The organism is bacterium, assembly GCA_029210965.1.
GTDB lineage: Bacteria > BMS3Abin14 > BMS3Abin14 > BMS3Abin14 > BMS3Abin14 > JALHUC01.
This window is the reverse complement of the sequence record JARGFZ010000004.1, coordinates 48,420-64,789: the sequence shown is the minus strand read 5'-3', so window position 1 is coordinate 64,789 and position 16,370 is coordinate 48,420. Positions and strand designations below refer to the sequence as shown.

Sequence of the window (16,370 nt, the reverse complement as noted above, 5' to 3'; positions counted from 1 at the left end):
TCAGGTTCCGTCTTCGCCTTGGGGCGTCGCCGATGGCTTCCGTCGCCGCCTTTGGCTATGCCGTGACAAGATGCCCTCACAAGCCGGCTATGATGTGACAAGTCACCGTGACAAGACGCCGTGACAAGGACAAGCCCACCGTTTAATCTTTTGCCAAAGTGCACTGACACCGGGTTGTATTCTGGTACACTTTAAACCGGTCAGATAACGGTTTCTTCAGAAAGGAGATATTGAGCATGATGGGCTGGGGACAGCACGGTTACGTAATGGGGTGGTTCGGGGGTATTTTCATGATCTTCAGTACCTTCGGCAGGCAGTTCCTGGCGCCTGGTATCTGGAACCTGATAACTATGCCCCAGGCACTGACCTTTGCCAATTTGTTTTGACACACGGCCAGACACTGGGACATTCTGTAAAAGGACCACGTGCATCGAAATATAGATGGAAATGATCATGACCGTTGAGATCACTATTGTTCTGGCTATCCTCGGCGTCACTATCGTTCTGCTGGCATTGGATGTGCTCAGGATGGATGTTGTCGCCATCCTCTGCATGCTGGCATTGGGATGGACGGGGATACTGAAATCCCTGGAGTCGCTGTCCGGATTTTCCAGCAACGCGGTGATCGCCATGATGGCAGTGATGGTAATGGGAAGGGGTATGGAAAAGACCGGTATTGTCGATCGTTTTTCCCGTGCGATCCTCAATGTTACCGGGAACAGCAGTTTGAAAATTACCGGCCTGGTGTCGGCGGCCGTCGGATTGATGTCGTCCGTTATTCAGAACGTCGGTGCGGCGGCACTCTTTCTGCCGGCAGTGTTGAGCATTTCGCGCAGGGAGAAAATACCAGCGTCAAAATTGATCATGCCCATCGGGTTTGCCGCTATCCTGGGGGGCACCCTGACCATGGTTGGCTCGGGCCCCCTCATCCTGATCAACGATTTTCTGGGCAATGCCGGTCTTGAGCCCTATGGCCTTTTCGCCGTTACTCCGGTAGGCCTGGTCCTGCTGGCTGCCGGCATTGCGTTCTTTCTCTTTATCGGTAAATATGTCCTGCCTGATTCACCATCAACAGATGACCGCATATCCGCACAAAAGGGACTGATCGAAGCCTGGAACCTGCCTTTTTCCACCTGGCATTACAAAATCCCCGAGGGGAGCACGATGGTCGGCAAGACACCCGAAGAAACGGGTATCTGGGATCGATATCATCTCAATATACTGGGTATTTCCAAGGGAAAAACGGTGGAGTATGCGCCCTGGCGGCAAACAAGGTTCGAGGTTCATCATGAACTTGCCTTGCTGGGGGAGGAAGGTAACGTTCGGCAATTCGCAGCGGATTTCGGGCTGTCTTATATGGAACCGCTGGGGAAATTTGAAAAACTGAACGATCCTGACAGCGCCGGTTTTGCGGAGGTCATCATCCCGCCGCGTTCGAGCCTGGTGGGCGAAACCATTCGGAAGTTTGGACTGCGCAAACGCTACGCCGTTGAACCTGTGGTCCTGTTTCATCAGGGAGAAAATATCCGGGGTGACTTTTCGGACATGCCCATAACCCCAGGTGATACATTCATCGTGCACGGGCTGTGGGACAACATCATTGAACTGAAAACAGACAAGGATTTTGTGCTGGCAACCCCGGTTTCGGCCGACAAACGTGACCAGTCCAAGGCGTGGGTCGCGACGATCTGTTTTGTCCTGGCCATCGGCCTGGCCCTTGCCGGGTTTCCCATTTCCACGGCATTCCTTTCCGGAGCCATTGTTATGGTATTGACCCGGGTGCTGCGTATGGAAGATGCTTACCAGGTCATCGACTGGAAAGTGGTATTTTTCCTCGCCGGCCTCATTCCCATGGGTATCGCCATGCAGAAAACGGGCACCGCCGCGTTCCTGGCCGATGGGATCATGGGAGCCGTTTACGGAGGACATCCCCTGCTTCTGCTTTTCGCCGTTGCGGGCATGTCCACGGTTTTTTCCCTCTTCATGTCCAATGTAGCATCCACCGTTATCCTGGCGCCTCTTGTGATCAGCATGGCACGGATCGCCGGGATTGATCCCCGGCCCCTGGTGCTGCTGGTGGCGGTGTGCGCCGCCAATTCCTTTATTTTACCCACACACCAGGTCAACGCCATGCTTAAGACGCCGGGAGGGTACCGGAATGCCGACTATTTAAAAGCGGGAGGGGGTATGACGCTGATTTTTCTGGCGGTCGTCGTCCCCATGTTTTATTTCTTCTATCTGTGAGGAGACTATGCATGCTGCTTAAACATTTCTTTCTCGAAAAGATCGCCCACAGCTCCTACATCCTTGCCGGGAAAGAAATCTGCGCCGTCATCGATCCCCGGCGGGATGACGGGGTACGGTGCTGCGGGATACGTAAGGCATTGTTCCGTCTGCGAGAACCCGCACGGTTGGAGATTCAGTGCAATTTAATTCAGAAACCGTCAGGAGGATTTTTTTATGAACTGGTTAACGGAAGTCAGGTGGTCGCCTTATGTCGTTGGTATCGGCATCGGTGTCCTGAGCTGGTTCACCTTCCTCATATCCGGTAACGCTCTGGGCTGCTCCACTTCCTTTGCCCGTTCCGCCGGAATGATGGAAAAACTGTTCCGGGGCAAGAAGGTGGAATCCAAACTTTACTATCAGGAAATCGAGCCCATTGTGGACTGGCAGTGGATGCTGGTCGCCGGCATGGTCATCGGCGCGCTCATCTCTTCGCTGCTTTCCGGTGATTTCCAGTGGCAGTGGATCCCCCCGCGGTGGGAGGCTGCATTCGGTGCCAACCGGCTCATCCGGATCGTGGTTGCCCTGCTCGGAGGCATTCTCCTCGGCTTCGGCTCTCGGTGGGCCGACGGCTGCACCAGCGGACACGGCATCAGCGGTACGATGCAGCTCGCGATATCGAGCTGGATCTCGGCGATCTGTTTTTTTATCGGCGGTGTTCTGGCAGCGCTGTTTATTTTCAAGGTCCTGGTTTGACGAGGTGAAATATGAGAACGGATAAATTACCACTGTTCTGGGGTTTACTCTTTGGCATCATATTCGGTTTCCTCCTTCAAAAAGGCGGCGTGACCAAATATGACGTGATCATCGGCCAGCTCCTTCTGGAGGATTTCACGGTCGTGAAGATCATGCTGACCGCAGTTGTGACAGGCGCGGTTGGTCTCCATCTGATGAAAGGCCTGGGATTGGTTCAATTGAAGCCAAAGTCAGGTTCCTGGGGCAAAAATGCCATAGGTGGGTTGATCTTCGGTCTGGGGTTTGCCGTGCTCGGGTACTGCCCGGGAACCATCGCGGGAGCCACGGGCAACGGATATCTGGATGCTATTGTCGGAGGTCTGTCCGGGATAATCATCGGCTCTGGACTCCTGGCTGCCGTTTACCCCAGGCTGAAGGACGGGGTCCTGAAAAAAGGTTTTTTTGGAGACATGACTTTGCCGCAGCTTCTGAAAGTCAATGACTGGGTGGTGATCGTGCCCCTGTCCATCATCCTGGTCGTCGCCATGTATCTCATGGAGCGAGCGGGGGTATGAATAGCATGACGTTTGATGTTTGAAGTTAAGACCCGTGATTGGAAAGTTGGGATCGGGGGTTAAATTGCAGCGCATCCGATAAGGCTTATCAGAAATACCCCATCTCACCCTTCCCCTCGACGGGCTCGGGACAGGCAGGGCAGACAGGACATAATGCCTGACCCCGATCTGTCCCCAAATCCTGCAGCTCAAATTTCAAAAAAGGCAGCTGCTGACAGGAAAGATCAATGTGGCTCTGGGCACCTTCCCTTGTCCACCTGCAAACCGCCCGGGATTCCAGGTTTCGTTGTGGATGATCAACCACTATCTGGCTAAGATTTGGGGTACAATAGACTCCATGTTGGTAATAGGTTAACTTGATAATTTATCGCAGACCGTTGACCTGTCTTATCATTCCCACGCCTGGTAAAAGTGAAAACCGTTGGAAAAATTTAACACTCTTTGGCAGGCCCACCCCAAGGTCCAGACTCTGGTCTGGGTGGCTGTTGTTGCACTCGTCGTCATGCTCCTTGTCAAGGTTTTACAGCACATCCTGGTAGGGCGGATAAAGGAAACCGAAACCCGTTACAGGATGCGCAAGTTCGTTTCCTTTTTTGCCTACCTTATCATAATCCTCTATGCCCTCTCCGCCTTCAGCGACAAACTGCAGGGGTTCGCCGTGGCCCTGGGCGTGGCAGGTGCAGGGATCGCCTTCGCTCTCCAGGAGGTAATCGCCAGCGTTGCGGGGTGGGTGTCCCTCTCTTTCGGCCACAGCCTCAAGACCTGCGACCGGGTGATGGTGGGGGGGCTCCGCGGCGATGTCATCGATGTAGGGGTCCTGCGCACCACGCTCATGGAACTGGGGGACTGGGTCAACGCGGACCAGTACAACGGGCGTATCGTTCGTGTTTCCAACAGTCTCGTCTTCAGGGAACCCGTCTTCAACTACTCGAGTGACTTCCCTTTTCTCTGGGACGAGATCACGGTCCACATCCGACACGGCAGCGATCTGCTCGAAGCCGGCCGGATCCTGGAGCGGGTGACGCAGGAGGTTGTGGGGGGATACATTCCGGAGGCATCCCAATACTGGGGTCAGATGGTGAACAAGTACTACATCGATAAGGCGAGTGTGGAGCCTGCCGTAACCATGACCGCCAACGAGAACTGGGTTACCTTCGCTGTCAGGTATGTGGTGGATTACAAAATGCGGCGCAGTACCAAGAACCTCCTTTTCAAGAGCATCCTCAAGGAGATCAGCGACAGTGGAGAGCGAGTGAGTCTGGCAGTGTCATCCATTGAACTTTCAGCGGCACCCTATTTCGACGTCAGGATCCTGGACCGCGACCCCGATGAAAAATAAGAGCGATAAAAAAACCGAAACGGCTGCTGAAAACCTGAAAAAAAAGTTCCAGCAGCGGGCCGACGCCCACATCTTCCTGGGACTAGCGGATGAGCAGTCGAGGGTAGACCAGTTTCTCAAGGAGCTGGACACGGCTTTCAAGGTCGCGGAGGAGGATGTGCTCCAGCGCATTACCAAGGTCCTGGCGGACGTGGGCGAGGTCATGGAGGAAACGGCCAGCCGTCTGGATGAATGCCGGGAGACGATCAAGGGAGCCCTGGAGAAAACCTGCGACCCATGGCCCCCCGACCAGAAGGCGCTGCGGGATCTGGCTTACCAGGTGGAGGCTCAACTGAAGTTCCTGCATGTGATGGTCCGGGCCCGTACAGATAAATATCTCGACCGGTTGTCCCCTCATAGTGGTTTTATGCCCGGTCTCCTGCAGATCTTTGCCGACCGGTACGGTGAATCGGTGAAGGACCTCCCCCGGATAATTTACCGCATCAATCCAAGGGACCTCAACCTGGCTCCCCTTCAGGGCCGCAGCGTGGCTCAGGCAGAGAGCCGATCCCTCCTTGATTACGTCTGCAGAGGAAAGTTCTTTCCCCTTTGCCTGTTGAGGTTTTACCTCTGGGCTCTCCGGAGCCGATGGCGCTACCGGATACGGCGGGTCCCTTTGCAGGAAATTGCCAACCGCTGCCTGCCGACCCGTTACAAGCTGGCCGGGCATCCCATTGTCCTGAAATGGGACGATGTCCACGCCAGGCCGGAATCCCAGTTAGCCGACCTATGGCGAGGGATACGGTACAACCTGGAAAACACCATCAAGGACCTGAACGCAAGAGCCGCCGGCATGGAGGCTTCACCGGAAAATGGAGAGGGCACGGACGGCCTCAAGGAGATGCTGGACGGACTCGATGTGCTTCTGGAAAACCTGTTCTCAAGATCGGCGGAGGTTTTGCCGGAACTGGAATCCCAGGTCCGGGAGAACCTCCAGTCCATTCTGCCCCGTCTCGAGGAAGGCCATAATGACCTGAAAGCTGTCGTTCTCAGTGATGTATCCAAATCCCAGAATCTCGAGGCCCGATTCCTGCTGTTTCAGCAAGACGCTTTCTCCCTTGCTGGTGGTGTCTTCACGAGGTTGGCGGGCATCTTACTGCTCCGGATGCGGAAAAGGGTACATTCAGCTGAGGCCCTGAAGGATCGCTGGCAAACCCTCCAGGGCTGGGTCTTTCGTTTCCTGGGAGTCCCCCGCGCTGTGGTGGAAGACATGCTCAAGTATTCCGATCTGCCGTCCACAGCCGAGGCAGACGCTTTTATCGAGAGCTTGCCGCCAGTCTACCGCGGCCTGTTTTCTCTTGGTCCTCTCCAGTCCAGGGAGTTCCTGGTGGGCCGGGATAAGGAACTCGAGACCCTTGGCCAGCTTGTTAAGCGGTGGGAGCAGGACCTCCTGTGCAGCGTAGCTGTGGTAGGCCCGGCGGGAAGCGGCAAGATGTCCCTGCTAAACTGCCTTGAGAACGAATGCGATTCCACCATCACCGTCAAACGGTTGGAAATGACCCGACGCCTGCGCACCGAGGAGGATATACTTAAACTGTTTGCGGAGTGGTTCCAAAGAGAGAAGGACTTTGGCAGCGTGACGGAACTAATGAACTATCTGCGCAAACAGCCTCGTGCAGTTCTCATCGTGGAGGGGGGCCACAACCTGGTGCTGAGAACAGGGGGGGCAGCGGACTGTGGAATTTTTTCTCACCATCCTTCTCCAGACCCGTGAGCATTTCATGTGGATCATGGCTTTCCGTAAATCCCCCTGGAATCGGTTGGACTACCTGGTGGGGATCAGCCGGTACTTCACCCACCAGGTCCACACCCTTTTTCAAAAGCAGGCTGAGATAAAGGAAGCCCTGCTTATCCGCCAGCGTACATCGGGATATCCCCTCGTCTTCTCGTCAAAGATACAGGAGGAGAAGGAGAAGGCCACCCTTACGCAGGCCGCCCGGCAGAAAGCTGAACACGGGCGCGAGAGCCGTTTTTACTCCGACCTTTTCGCGGCCAGCAGCGGGAACTTCGAGGCGGCCATGTATTACTGGATGGTTTCCGTGACCTGGGATAAGGAGGACGACCTCTTCCGCATGGCCCCGTTGGGGTGCCTGGACTTTATCTTCCTGCGCAGCCTGGACCGGGCCACCTTTTTGGTCTTGCGGAAATAATCAGTCACGGAGGCATGAAAGCGGAAGAGTTCGCCGAGGTCTTCATGATCGATATTCAGCAGGCCCATCTCATCCTCGGTTATCTCCTGCAGCTTAATCTCTTTCAGCGAACGATCGGGGAAGGTTACCAGCTTGACAATTATATCCTGAATCCGGCCTTCTTCGCCCCGGTAACGGCTACCCTTGAGTCCATGAATATCCTTTATTGATGGATTTATTGCCAGTCTATCTCCATTGAGAGGTATAACCACCATGCAGCCGAACAGCCTTTCGAACCTGACCAACCTGGTCACCACCAGCAAGATCTTCACTATGGTCATCATCCTCGTTGGGACGATCCTTTTCCTCTACGTCCTGAACCTGGTCTTAATATTCCTGGCTCGGAAGTTCAGCCGGTATCGCCTGCTCATCCTGGGGTTCTACCCTATTATGAGGCTGGCAACATGGGTGGGAGCGATAGCTTTTGTCATCGTTGATGTATTCAAACCTCCCATGAACACAGTTCTGGCATTGTCCGCTTCGGTGGGTCTGGCCGTTGGGCTGGGGGCCCAGGACCTGATCCGCAACATTATCGCGGGGATCATCCTGCTCATGGAAAGGCCCTTTCGGGTAGGGGACATGATCAAAGTGGGGGAGGATTACGGTGAAGTAGTTAACATCGGCCTGCGGTCGGTGGCCATCTACACCTTCGATGACAGCGTTGTCACCCTTCCCAACGCCATGGTGCTCAACATGGCGGTCTCCAACTCCAACAGCGGCGACCTGTTCGAGATGGTGGTGGTAAAGATCAACCTCCCGGCGGGTGTGGATATCGATCGCGTCAAGGTCCTTGCCAGGCAGGCGGCAACTTCTTCCCCCTACGTCTACCTGAAAAAACCGGTCCTGGTGCTAGTGGAGGACGTTTTTCAGGAACGTTTGGTGACCCGTTTCAGGATCAAGGCCTATGTTCTGGACGTACGCTATGAAAGACTGCTCGCCAGCGATATCCTCGAACGCGTCAAGAAGGCCGTTATCAGGGAAGGCGTCGTCACCCAGCAGGACTTCCTGACGTTTCTGGATGCAGGTGTGACGAGTTGAGGGGGCCTGTTGGGGGCAGGTAGCCGACTCTTACTATAATCTGATCCACAGTTGAGGTTTTATGTGAACATCCCGGAACTTTTTAATTATTCTGCGGAACAAACCAGAGAGTGGATCAAAAAGGAAAGTGGACTGGATGAGGTTTATTCCGAGGCGCTGCTTGCCGAAGAAACACGTCCCAGGACCACAGTCATTGGTGACGCTGTTCTTCTGGCACTGCGTGAAGTGAACATGAATCCAGGTTCGGACGCCGAAGATATGGTGTCCATAAGGGTGTGGGTTGAAGGGGATCGAATTATCAGTACCAGGAACAGGAAAATTCTTTCCGTTTCGGACATCGTCGATTCACTGGGAAAGGCTAAAGGGCCCCAAAAGCCTGGAGACCTCATCGTTGAGTTAGCCTGTCGAATGACCTCGCGAATGGAAGACACGATCGAGGAGATAGAGGATCGTGTCGCCCAGTTGGAGGAACGTATCGTCGAGGGGGGCAGCCACGCTATACGCAGTGAGATTTCAGCTATTCGCCGTGAATCGATCATGCTGAGGCGATATCTGGCACCGCAGCGGGAGGCAATGCAGAAACTGAGCAGTGAAAAGTTATCGTGGCTAAGCGAAAATGACTACATGCGCCTGCGCGAGGCAAGTGACAAGCTCATACGCTACATTGAGGATCTTGATTCGGTAAGAGACAGGGCCTCCGTCACCCAGGAGGAACTCGTTAACAGACTCTCCGAACAAATGAATTCGAGAATGTACGTTCTTTCTGTCATTGCCGCGATCTTTCTGCCTCTCGGATTCCTGACGGGTCTGCTGGGAATCAACCTTGGGGGACTCCCGGGGGCGGAAAATAATATGGCGTTCCTGCTTTTTTTGATCTTCCTGATCGCTGTGGTGGTGGTACAGGTTCTGTACTTTAAAAAGAAAAACTGGTTCTGACACATGGGAATCCCAGGGAAAACCGTGGGGAAGAGGTTGGGGTCAGGCCGCCAAGGCTTCCACCGTCGCTATTCGAGCTTCCGATTTCACCTTTCAGGTTACGATGAGCAAGATGGTGGACAAGAGGCTACGGCTTGGCAAGCAGAGTTATGTGGATAATCTCATCTTGTCTCCACAGGCGCATGCGCGGCCCCCATGTGCCGGCGCCCCGTGTAACGATCACAGGCATACCGTCCACCTCGTAAAGGCCTGCCACCAGGGGGTATCTCCTCTGTACAAGGTAGTTAAAAGGCCAGATCTGGCCGCCGTGGGTGTGTCCGGATATCATCAGCCCCGCCCCGGCTTCCGCCGCCCTTTCCGCCTGCAGTGGCGAATGGGAGAGAAACACCGTCCCCCCTTGAGGGTTCCCCGACAGTGCTGCTCCCACCGGGTCGCCTCCCTTTTGCCGTCGCCCTCGAGAGGTCAGGTCGCTCACACCGGCCAGGACCAGTCCCGGCCGGACCTCTTTCCAGATGTCGTCCAGTCGATGGAACCCCGCCCTGTCCAGGACCTCTCCGTTGGCCTGCCTGTCCCCGTGGCCCTCGTGGTTGCCGCTGACGAACCACACACCGAGGGGCGCCGATAACCTTTGTAGAGTTGCCAGGGCTCCGTCCTCCGGCCCGCCGTGACCTTCGAAGATGTTCCCCACCAGGGCAACGATGTCAGGAGAAAGGGCACGGACCTGCTGAATCCTGGCCTCCAGCCAGCGCTCACCAAGGATCTTGTTCAGGTGCGTGTCTGACAGGGCTACAAGCACAGTCCCGTCCAGTTCTTCAGGCAGGCCGTTTAACTGGACCTCGTATCGCACGACGGCCGGCGCCCTGTGGCCCTGTATCAGTACGAAGATGACAAAAAAGGCTGAAAGGAGCAGGGCCCAGATGGCGGTTCATTACCGCAACGCAGGCGGCATTCCCGAAAAAGTATGGCGATTCCAGACCATCCGCACCCGATAGGGGATGGGGTATAAGGGGTGTACCAATGTTGGAGTTGACCCCAGGGGACTTCATTTTTCCTTCGGCTTCCTTTCCCGTTTCTGGCACCCGCCGTTGTTCGTGCCGTGGGGCGACATAACAATCACTGAAAAACAGATACTCAAATTAAAGATGCTGGAATTACGGTTCCAGAAAATTGAGGTTCTGCCCTTACGTATCTTTGCCGAGCTCGGACATCGTCTTGCCCAGGCTGCCGGTTCAAACTGGCCGAGTATAAAAAATGCCTGACTATACCGGTTTGCCCGGATAAGTGGTAATATCCTGATATGAATTCCAGAAAATCGGGTTTTTTGCTTGTGTCGGCGGTCCTCGTCTGGGACGGAGTCTCCAAGGTGCTGTCAGGGGTACTGTACGGCAGAGTGAGGATGGAGGGTATTCCCCCGGTGGCCACCGGTTGGCCTGTGCGCAGCCTGGGAGGGCTGGAGGTGGTGATCGGCCTTGCCCTGGGGTTCTGGCTCATCCGTGGTTGGTTGAAAACCAGACAAGCCCCTGCGTTATCGAGGCCGAAGGATGAATTTTGATGTTGCCGATTCCTATAGCTGGAAATGCCGCAATTCAACCCGGCACCCCAATGGTTACCCTGGTGAGAAACGCGGGCTAAAGCTGCGTCGGACAAGACCACGGACAAGCAGGACCGGCGGCATGACCCCATAGGTTCGCTTATCATTCACCAGTAAAGGAGAACAGCCATGAGTACACCGGAATATGTCAGCAGGGAAGAGGTCCGTAAAGTCTGTGAAGAGTTGGGGATCAGCGACTGGTCCGTGCGGACCGGGACAGATGTTCCCGAGGAGGAGGCGCGTATCATCTTCGAGAAGGTGGACTCTCCCGGAATGGGCATCAACCTGGAGGAATTCCAAAAGGGGCTGGAGATCGAGCTGGAGCACGGCACCATGTTCGAGGACGCCAATATTACCAATAACCATCCCCTGCTCACGGGCAAGATCGTCATTGCCCATTTCAAGGAGATGCTCGACTACTATCTGCGGCTGGAGGTGGCGGAGATCCAGGGGGACATCTTTAAGGCCCTCTTGGCCGGGGACGCCCAGAAAATAGCCGCCAAGCAGAGGAAACTCAGCCAGGCCCGTCTGGAGCTGGCCCAGTGGGAGAAAAAGCACCTGGAAAAGGCCGGGAAGTGAGAGGACAGATCAGGGCCAGGCCGCCTGTCCTGCCTGCCTAAAGCTAGTCGAAAGGAGTCACGCCGTTGGCGTGATCTTGCGACACAAAAGAAACGCGTCGATGGGGGAATTGTGCCGCGCCTGAGCCCTAGATCCCCCTATTCCCTCCCCGGCGGGGCCATAAACTCCGGTCCGACAGGATCGCGGATCGTTTCCGCAAGGATACGATCGATCTCCCTATAGTCCTCTTCTGTCACTGACCACCCCATGGCCTCGTCCACAGCGTCCAGTTGGGATGGATGCCTGGCTCCCCAAAGGGCGATCTCAACCCCCTGGTCCAGGATCCAGCGCACGGCCAGCGCCATGACGGTCTTGCCGTGGCGTTCCCGTGCAAAAGCGTTGAGCCGGTTCACCGCTTCCAGGTAATGCCCGAATCTGGGTTCCTTGAACTTCGGGTCCCATTTTCTCAGGTCGTCCCCCACAAATTGTGTGTCTGGTTTCATGCGGCCTGAAAGCAGCCCTCGGCAGAGGGCCCCGTAGGTGAGTAAGGCGGTCCCCTTGTTCTGGCAATAGGGAAGGATGTCTTCCTCAATGCCTCTTTCAAAAAGGTTGTACGGAGGCTGGGCCGTCGATAGCCTCACGGCTTTGCCAAAGGCATCCATCTGCTCCGGAGAGTGGTTGCTCACCCCCACAGCCCTGACCTTGCCTTCATCCACGAGCTTTTTCATCTGTTCGGCAGCGTCTTCCATGGGCACCAGCGGGTCCGGCCAGTGGACCTGGTAGAGGTCGATGACATCCACACCGAGCCGGCGCAGGGAGTCCTCCACTTCCTGGCGGATCCGTTCCCTGGTGGAGTTGCGGAAGACCTTGTTCCCTTCCCACTCAAGCCCCAACTTGGTGGCGACCACAACCTTGCTCCGGTCCAGGCCCTTGAGAGCTTTGCCCACGATCTCTTCGGATCTTCCGAACCCGTAGATCGGCGCCGTGTCAATGAGCGTAATGCCTGCCTCGAAGGCCTTGTGTATCGTGAGGATGGATTCGGACTCGTCGGTGCCGCCCCACATCCACCCCCCGATGGCCCATGTCCCCAGCCCTATGCGCGAGGGTTTCAGGTCGGTTCCAGGAATGGTGATGTACTCCACGATATACCTCCTTGGGTGATCAAGGGGTCAGGCCGGTGAATTGTGGCGTGTCTGATAAAAAAGGTTGGAAATGCCAAAATCCACGACCTGACCCTGATCTGATACAGGAATTCCGCGATCAGGCGAGGTCGAAGCGGTCAAGATCCATGACCTTGCTCCACGCCGCTACAAAGTCGTGCAGGAACCGCTCCCCGGAGTCCTCACATCCATAGACTTCCGCCACAGCTCGTAGCAGGGAGTTCGAACCGAAGATGAGGTCCACACGGGTGCCGGTCCACTTGAGTTCGTCCGTTGCGCGATCACGACCCTCGAACACGTCGTCGGCTTCCGAGGCCGCCTTCCACGTCGTGCCCATGTCGAGCAGGTTCACGAAGAAGTCGTTGGTGAGCGTCTCCGGCCGCATGGTGAAGACGCCGTGCGGGGACTGTCCATAGTTGGCATTCAAGACACGCATGCCGCCAATGAGGACCGTCATCTCGGGAGCGGTGAGCGTCAGCAGCTGCGCCCGATCAACCAGCAGCTCCTCTGCCGACACGCTGTGTCTGGCTTTGAGGTAGTTGCGGAATCCGTCCGCGGCCGGTTCGAGCACTGCGAAGGCCTGAACGTCGGTTTGCTCGGGCGACGCGTCCGTGCGTCCCGGTGTGAAGGGCACGGTCACATCGTGGCCTGCATTCTTGGCAGCCTGCTCGACACCTGCACATCCCCCAAGAACGATCAGGTCGGCCAGCGAAACCATCTTCCCGCCTGACTGCGCGCTGTTAAACTCTTTACCGATCCCCTCGAGGGTCTTGAGCACTGCCTTGAGCTGTGCAGGCTGGTTAACTTCCCAATCCCTCTGGGGTGCGAGGCGGATGCGCGCTCCGTTGGCTCCGCCACGCTTGTCAGAGCCGCGGAACGTAGAGGCCGAGGCCCAGGCGGTGGAGACCAGTTGGGAGACGGACAGGCCCGAAGCGAGGATCTTGCCCTTGAGGGCGGCGATGTCTTTTGAGTCGATCAATTTATGAGAGACCGCCGGGACGGGGTCCTGCCAGATGAGCTCTTCCGTGGGGACCTCCGGGCCGAGATAGCGCGAACGCGGGCCCATGTCGCGGTGGGTCAGCTTAAACCACGCCCGGGCGAAGGCATCCGCGAACTCTTCCGGATTTTCCCGGTAGCGCCGCGCGATCGGCTCATAGATCGGGTCAAAGCGCAGCGAGAGGTCCGCTGTAGTCATCATCGGCCGCTGCTTCTTCGACGGGTCGTGGGCGTCAACCACCATGTCCTCTTCGGCTACGTCTTTGGCCAGCCACTGATTGGCACCGGCCGGGCTCTTCACCAGCTCCCACTCGTATTTGAACAGCACTTTCAGATAGCCCATGTCCCATTTGGTCGGGTTCGGCTTCCAGGCGCCCTCGATGCCGCTGCTGATCGTATCGCCGCCTTTGCCGCTGCCGAAACTGCTCTTCCAGCCGAGGCCCTGCTCCTCGATGCCGGCGCCTTCCGGCTCAGGGCCCACATGGGACGCATCGCCGGCGCCGTGACATTTGCCGAAGGAGTGCCCGCCCGCGACCAGGGCGACGGTCTCTTCGTCGTTCATCGCCATGCGTGCGAAGGTCTCTCGAACGTCACGGCCCGACGCCACCGGATCCGGCTCGCCGTTGGGCCCTTCCGGGTTCACGTAGATCAGGCCCATCTGCACGGCGGCAAGAGGGTTTTCAAGTTCCCGGTCACCGGAGTAGCGCTTGTCTCCCAACCATTCGTCCTCAGCGCCCCAGTAGATGTCCTCTTCGGGCTCCCAGATGTCTTCGCGCCCCCCGCAGAAGCCGAAGGTCTTAAAGCCCATGGACTCAAGAGCGCAATTGCCGGTGAGGATCATCAGGTCGGCCCAGGAGATCTTCTTGCCGTATTGCTGCTTGATGGGCCAAAGCAGACGGCGCGCCTTGTCGAGGTTCACGTTGTCGGGCCAGCTGTTGAGCGGTGCCAGACGCTGGTTGCCGGACCCCGCGCCCCCGCGGCCATCGCCCATGCGGTAGGTACCTGCACTGTGCCACGCCATTCGAATAAAGAGACCCCCGTAGTGGCCGTAGTCGGCCGGCCACCACTCCTGGGAGTCGGTCATGAGCGCATAGAGGTCCTTCTTTACAGCATCAAGGTCGAGTTTCTTGAATTCCTCGGCGTAGTTGAAATCCTCGCCCATGGGATTGGACAGGGAGGAATGCTGGTGCAGAACTTTAATGTTGAGCTGTTCCGGCCACCACTCCCGGTTCGGGGTGCCGCCGCCGGCAATGGGTTTGCTTGTCCTGCCCGTGACCGGGCACTTGTTATCGTCTTTCATAGCGTTTTCTCCTGTTTTTGTATGAATTCATTGGCTGTGCTGCCGCGAATTGGGCGCTTCAATCGTTTGAGGTCAGGCCGCGAATGGGATCCTCCTGGGGCTGCCAGGGGGCATACCAGGTGGCCAGCCCACTGAACGGTCTTTATGTCCTGGCCGGTGTTTTTCTGATCCTCCGGGGGCAGGCTTTTCAGCCAGGCACCAACAGGTTCCTTTCCACCCTCACATCCCGAAAAGTTAACCTTCAGGGATGTCATTACTTCACTTCGGTGGTATCCAAAAAGATAGGTTTGTCAATTTAACTTCCAGTTGATATGAAATGCAAGTGAAAGGCCAATGGGCGACCCCAGGGTGTTCAATGGTCGGCTACCCATCAGCCCGGTAGGAGAATGCCATGAGTCCCAACCTTTCCATCCCCATTTTCCAGACCGCAGAATCGGTCACCCAAGGACATCCGGACAAGGTGGCGGACAGGATCTCGGATGCTGTCCTGGACGCATACCTCGCCCTGGACCCGACATCGCGCATCGCCTGTGACACCCTGGTCACAAGGGACCGCGTTATTGTTGCCAGTGAGATCACTTCCAGCGCCACGTTGGACCTTGAGGATGTTGTCAGGAAATGCATCAGAGAGATCGGATACGATCGCCCGGAGGAGGGTTTCTCGGCTGACTCATGCGAGGTCCAGATCCTGATCCATCCCCAGAATGAAGATATATCACGAGATGTGGACACGGGCGGTGCCGGCGACCAGTGTGTGATGGTGGGCTATGCCTGTGATGACACTCCGGAGCTGATGCCTCTTCCCATTGCTCTCTCCCATGCTTTGACGAGGTGCCTTTTCAGGGAAGGATCCAGGCAAGGTGGACCGCTCGGCGGCTTACATGGCCAGGCTGGCTGCCAAGAGCCTTGTCGCCTGGGGGTATACCCGAAAGGCCACGGTCCATGTCTCCTTTGCCTTTGGGAAAAGGTCAAGGGCTCGCAGGATTCAAGGCATAGAGAAGAATAGGAAGCCAATGGTGTCAGGCTTCCTGCCCTGAGCCCAGCCGAAGGGTGAATTGTGGGGGAGGTTCAGTGCACCGATGCACAATTTAAATCGGAAGCTAAAGGGGTTAGGCCGTACAATGCACGACCTGACCCCAATAATTACATTCAGAACAGCTACAGGTTTTTCCACCTCAAGATGCCTAAGCCGGTAGTGGTGTGCTTTCCTTGCCTTGCCGGCGCAGCTCGAAGTTTTCCTTAACCCATTTTTCAGCGTCCTCCTTCAGCTGCAGACGGACCGCAACTTCATCAGCTCCACTGCTCATTCGATTAGGGAATGTTCTCATAATCCACTTGGCGGATTCAGTCTGGAGTTCCCTTAAAATCTGATCATCATTTACAGGTATCGTGCTCATTTTTTTCTCCTCTCGAAAATCCAACTATAATAGGGTCGCAAAAAGTCCGTTATCGGCTATTTGCTCCTCGGAAAGCGAAAAGTGTCATTTCCGCTTTCCTCACGAATCAATGACCCACGATGCCGGTCATCGATTCGGGCGCCCCCCACGGGGCGCGTTGATGACTTTTCGCGAAGTCATCAACGTTCCTGGCCTGAGTTTTTCAGTGTTTTGTGTTCCAGAGATAGCCTCTTTCTCTAGATAGCGAGTGCATCCTACCAGAGGCAAAAGAATAATACTTTGTTGAAAAGCCGG

Annotated in this window: 19 protein-coding genes; 15 read left to right on the top strand and 4 right to left on the bottom strand. The window is 56.2% G+C overall.

The annotated features are described in order from the left end of the window. Positions 1-236 precede the first annotated feature (236 nt). From P1S59_03105 to P1S59_03060, 10 genes are all read left to right on the top strand, one after another. Positions 237-386, top strand: coding sequence for a hypothetical protein (locus P1S59_03105; protein ID MDF1525246.1), 150 nt, complete (start codon positions 237-239; stop codon positions 384-386). Between the two features lie 67 nt (positions 387-453). Further along, positions 454-2,244, top strand: a complete 1,791-nt coding sequence (locus P1S59_03100) for an SLC13 family permease (GenBank protein MDF1525245.1) — start codon at positions 454-456, stop codon at positions 2,242-2,244. 216 nt (positions 2,245-2,460) lie between these two features. Further along, complete coding sequence (locus P1S59_03095; protein ID MDF1525244.1) at positions 2,461-2,979, top strand: YeeE/YedE thiosulfate transporter family protein; 519 nt, start codon at positions 2,461-2,463, stop codon at positions 2,977-2,979. Positions 2,980-2,990: 11 nt separating this feature from the next. Continuing rightward, entirely contained in the window at positions 2,991-3,533 is a 543-nt protein-coding gene (locus tag P1S59_03090) for a YeeE/YedE thiosulfate transporter family protein (protein MDF1525243.1), read from the top strand. A gap of 421 nt (positions 3,534-3,954) precedes the next feature. Next, positions 3,955-4,872, top strand: coding sequence for a mechanosensitive ion channel (locus tag P1S59_03085; protein MDF1525242.1), 918 nt, complete (start codon positions 3,955-3,957; stop codon positions 4,870-4,872). Continuing rightward, complete coding sequence (locus tag P1S59_03080) at positions 4,862-6,625, top strand: ATP-binding protein (GenBank protein ID MDF1525241.1); 1,764 nt, start codon at positions 4,862-4,864, stop codon at positions 6,623-6,625. Before P1S59_03085 ends, P1S59_03080 begins: the two co-directional genes overlap by 11 nt. Continuing rightward, positions 6,588-7,061, top strand: a complete 474-nt coding sequence (locus tag P1S59_03075) for a hypothetical protein (GenBank protein MDF1525240.1) — start codon at positions 6,588-6,590, stop codon at positions 7,059-7,061. The genes P1S59_03080 and P1S59_03075 overlap by 38 nt, the downstream gene beginning before the upstream one ends. A gap of 14 nt (positions 7,062-7,075) precedes the next feature. Beyond that, entirely contained in the window at positions 7,076-7,270 is a 195-nt protein-coding gene (locus P1S59_03070) for a hypothetical protein (protein MDF1525239.1), read from the top strand. A gap of 43 nt (positions 7,271-7,313) precedes the next feature. After that, positions 7,314-8,138 carry a mechanosensitive ion channel gene (locus tag P1S59_03065; GenBank protein ID MDF1525238.1) on the top strand — a complete coding sequence of 275 codons (825 nt, stop codon included), beginning with the start codon at positions 7,314-7,316 and terminating at the stop codon, positions 8,136-8,138. 63 nt (positions 8,139-8,201) lie between these two features. Further along, positions 8,202-9,074, top strand: a complete 873-nt coding sequence (locus P1S59_03060; protein MDF1525237.1) for a zinc transporter ZntB — start codon at positions 8,202-8,204, stop codon at positions 9,072-9,074. A 127-nt stretch (positions 9,075-9,201) separates the two neighbouring features. Here P1S59_03060 and P1S59_03055 read toward each other — a convergent pair whose 3' ends face one another. Continuing rightward, positions 9,202-9,921, bottom strand: coding sequence for a metallophosphoesterase (locus tag P1S59_03055; protein ID MDF1525236.1), 720 nt, complete (start codon positions 9,919-9,921; stop codon positions 9,202-9,204). A 148-nt stretch (positions 9,922-10,069) separates the two neighbouring features. Between P1S59_03055 and P1S59_03050 the strand changes: the two genes are divergently transcribed. From P1S59_03050 to P1S59_03040, 3 genes are all read left to right on the top strand, one after another. Beyond that, a complete protein-coding gene (locus tag P1S59_03050) occupies positions 10,070-10,333 on the top strand; it encodes a hypothetical protein (GenBank protein ID MDF1525235.1) in 264 nt (87 codons plus the stop codon). A gap of 38 nt (positions 10,334-10,371) precedes the next feature. Next, positions 10,372-10,626 (top strand): hypothetical protein, encoded by a 255-nt coding sequence (locus P1S59_03045; GenBank protein ID MDF1525234.1) that lies wholly within the window; start codon positions 10,372-10,374, stop codon positions 10,624-10,626. 168 nt (positions 10,627-10,794) lie between these two features. Next, positions 10,795-11,244: a hypothetical protein gene (locus tag P1S59_03040; protein MDF1525233.1), complete on the top strand. Its 450-nt coding sequence runs from the start codon at positions 10,795-10,797 to the stop codon at positions 11,242-11,244. 137 nt (positions 11,245-11,381) lie between these two features. On the opposite strand, the gene P1S59_03035 is transcribed toward P1S59_03040, so the two are convergent. Both P1S59_03035 and katG read right to left on the bottom strand, forming a co-directional pair. Then, positions 11,382-12,368 carry an aldo/keto reductase gene (locus tag P1S59_03035; protein MDF1525232.1) on the bottom strand — a complete coding sequence of 329 codons (987 nt, stop codon included), beginning with the start codon at positions 12,366-12,368 and terminating at the stop codon, positions 11,382-11,384. A 115-nt stretch (positions 12,369-12,483) separates the two neighbouring features. After that, entirely contained in the window at positions 12,484-14,679 is a 2,196-nt protein-coding gene (katG, locus tag P1S59_03030; GenBank protein MDF1525231.1) for a catalase/peroxidase HPI, read from the bottom strand. Between the two features lie 83 nt (positions 14,680-14,762). On the opposite strand from katG, the gene P1S59_03025 reads away from it, so the two are divergent. After that, a complete protein-coding gene (locus P1S59_03025; GenBank protein MDF1525230.1) occupies positions 14,763-14,978 on the top strand; it encodes a hypothetical protein in 216 nt (71 codons plus the stop codon). A gap of 92 nt (positions 14,979-15,070) precedes the next feature. Beyond that, complete coding sequence (locus P1S59_03020; GenBank protein MDF1525229.1) at positions 15,071-15,685, top strand: S-adenosylmethionine synthetase N-terminal domain-containing protein; 615 nt, start codon at positions 15,071-15,073, stop codon at positions 15,683-15,685. Between the two features lie 178 nt (positions 15,686-15,863). Here the strand turns inward: P1S59_03020 and P1S59_03015 are convergent, their stop codons facing one another. Continuing rightward, positions 15,864-16,076 carry a hypothetical protein gene (locus P1S59_03015; GenBank protein MDF1525228.1) on the bottom strand — a complete coding sequence of 71 codons (213 nt, stop codon included), beginning with the start codon at positions 16,074-16,076 and terminating at the stop codon, positions 15,864-15,866. Between the last annotated feature and the right edge of the window lie 294 nt (positions 16,077-16,370).

Excerpts from the sequence above, each read along its gene's own strand:
- P1S59_03100 (MDF1525245.1), top strand. The coding sequence starts at position 454 with ATGACCGTTGAGATCACTATTGTTCTGGCTATCCTCGGCGTCACTATC.
- P1S59_03090 (MDF1525243.1), top strand. The coding sequence starts at position 2,991 with ATGAGAACGGATAAATTACCACTGTTCTGGGGTTTACTCTTTGGCATC.
- P1S59_03105 (MDF1525246.1), top strand. The coding sequence starts at position 237 with ATGATGGGCTGGGGACAGCACGGTTACGTAATGGGGTGGTTCGGGGGT.
- P1S59_03040 (MDF1525233.1), top strand. The coding sequence starts at position 10,795 with ATGAGTACACCGGAATATGTCAGCAGGGAAGAGGTCCGTAAAGTCTGT.
- P1S59_03065 (MDF1525238.1), top strand. The coding sequence starts at position 7,314 with ATGCAGCCGAACAGCCTTTCGAACCTGACCAACCTGGTCACCACCAGC.
- P1S59_03015 (MDF1525228.1), bottom strand. The coding sequence starts at position 16,076 with ATGAGCACGATACCTGTAAATGATGATCAGATTTTAAGGGAACTCCAG.
- P1S59_03080 (MDF1525241.1), top strand. The coding sequence starts at position 4,862 with ATGAAAAATAAGAGCGATAAAAAAACCGAAACGGCTGCTGAAAACCTG.
- P1S59_03045 (MDF1525234.1), top strand. The coding sequence starts at position 10,372 with ATGAATTCCAGAAAATCGGGTTTTTTGCTTGTGTCGGCGGTCCTCGTC.
- katG (MDF1525231.1), bottom strand. The coding sequence starts at position 14,679 with ATGAAAGACGATAACAAGTGCCCGGTCACGGGCAGGACAAGCAAACCC.
- P1S59_03050 (MDF1525235.1), top strand. The coding sequence starts at position 10,070 with ATGGGGTATAAGGGGTGTACCAATGTTGGAGTTGACCCCAGGGGACTT.
- P1S59_03070 (MDF1525239.1), top strand. The coding sequence starts at position 7,076 with ATGAAAGCGGAAGAGTTCGCCGAGGTCTTCATGATCGATATTCAGCAG.
- P1S59_03025 (MDF1525230.1), top strand. The coding sequence starts at position 14,763 with ATGGGATCCTCCTGGGGCTGCCAGGGGGCATACCAGGTGGCCAGCCCA.
- P1S59_03020 (MDF1525229.1), top strand. The coding sequence starts at position 15,071 with ATGAGTCCCAACCTTTCCATCCCCATTTTCCAGACCGCAGAATCGGTC.
- P1S59_03095 (MDF1525244.1), top strand. The coding sequence starts at position 2,461 with ATGAACTGGTTAACGGAAGTCAGGTGGTCGCCTTATGTCGTTGGTATC.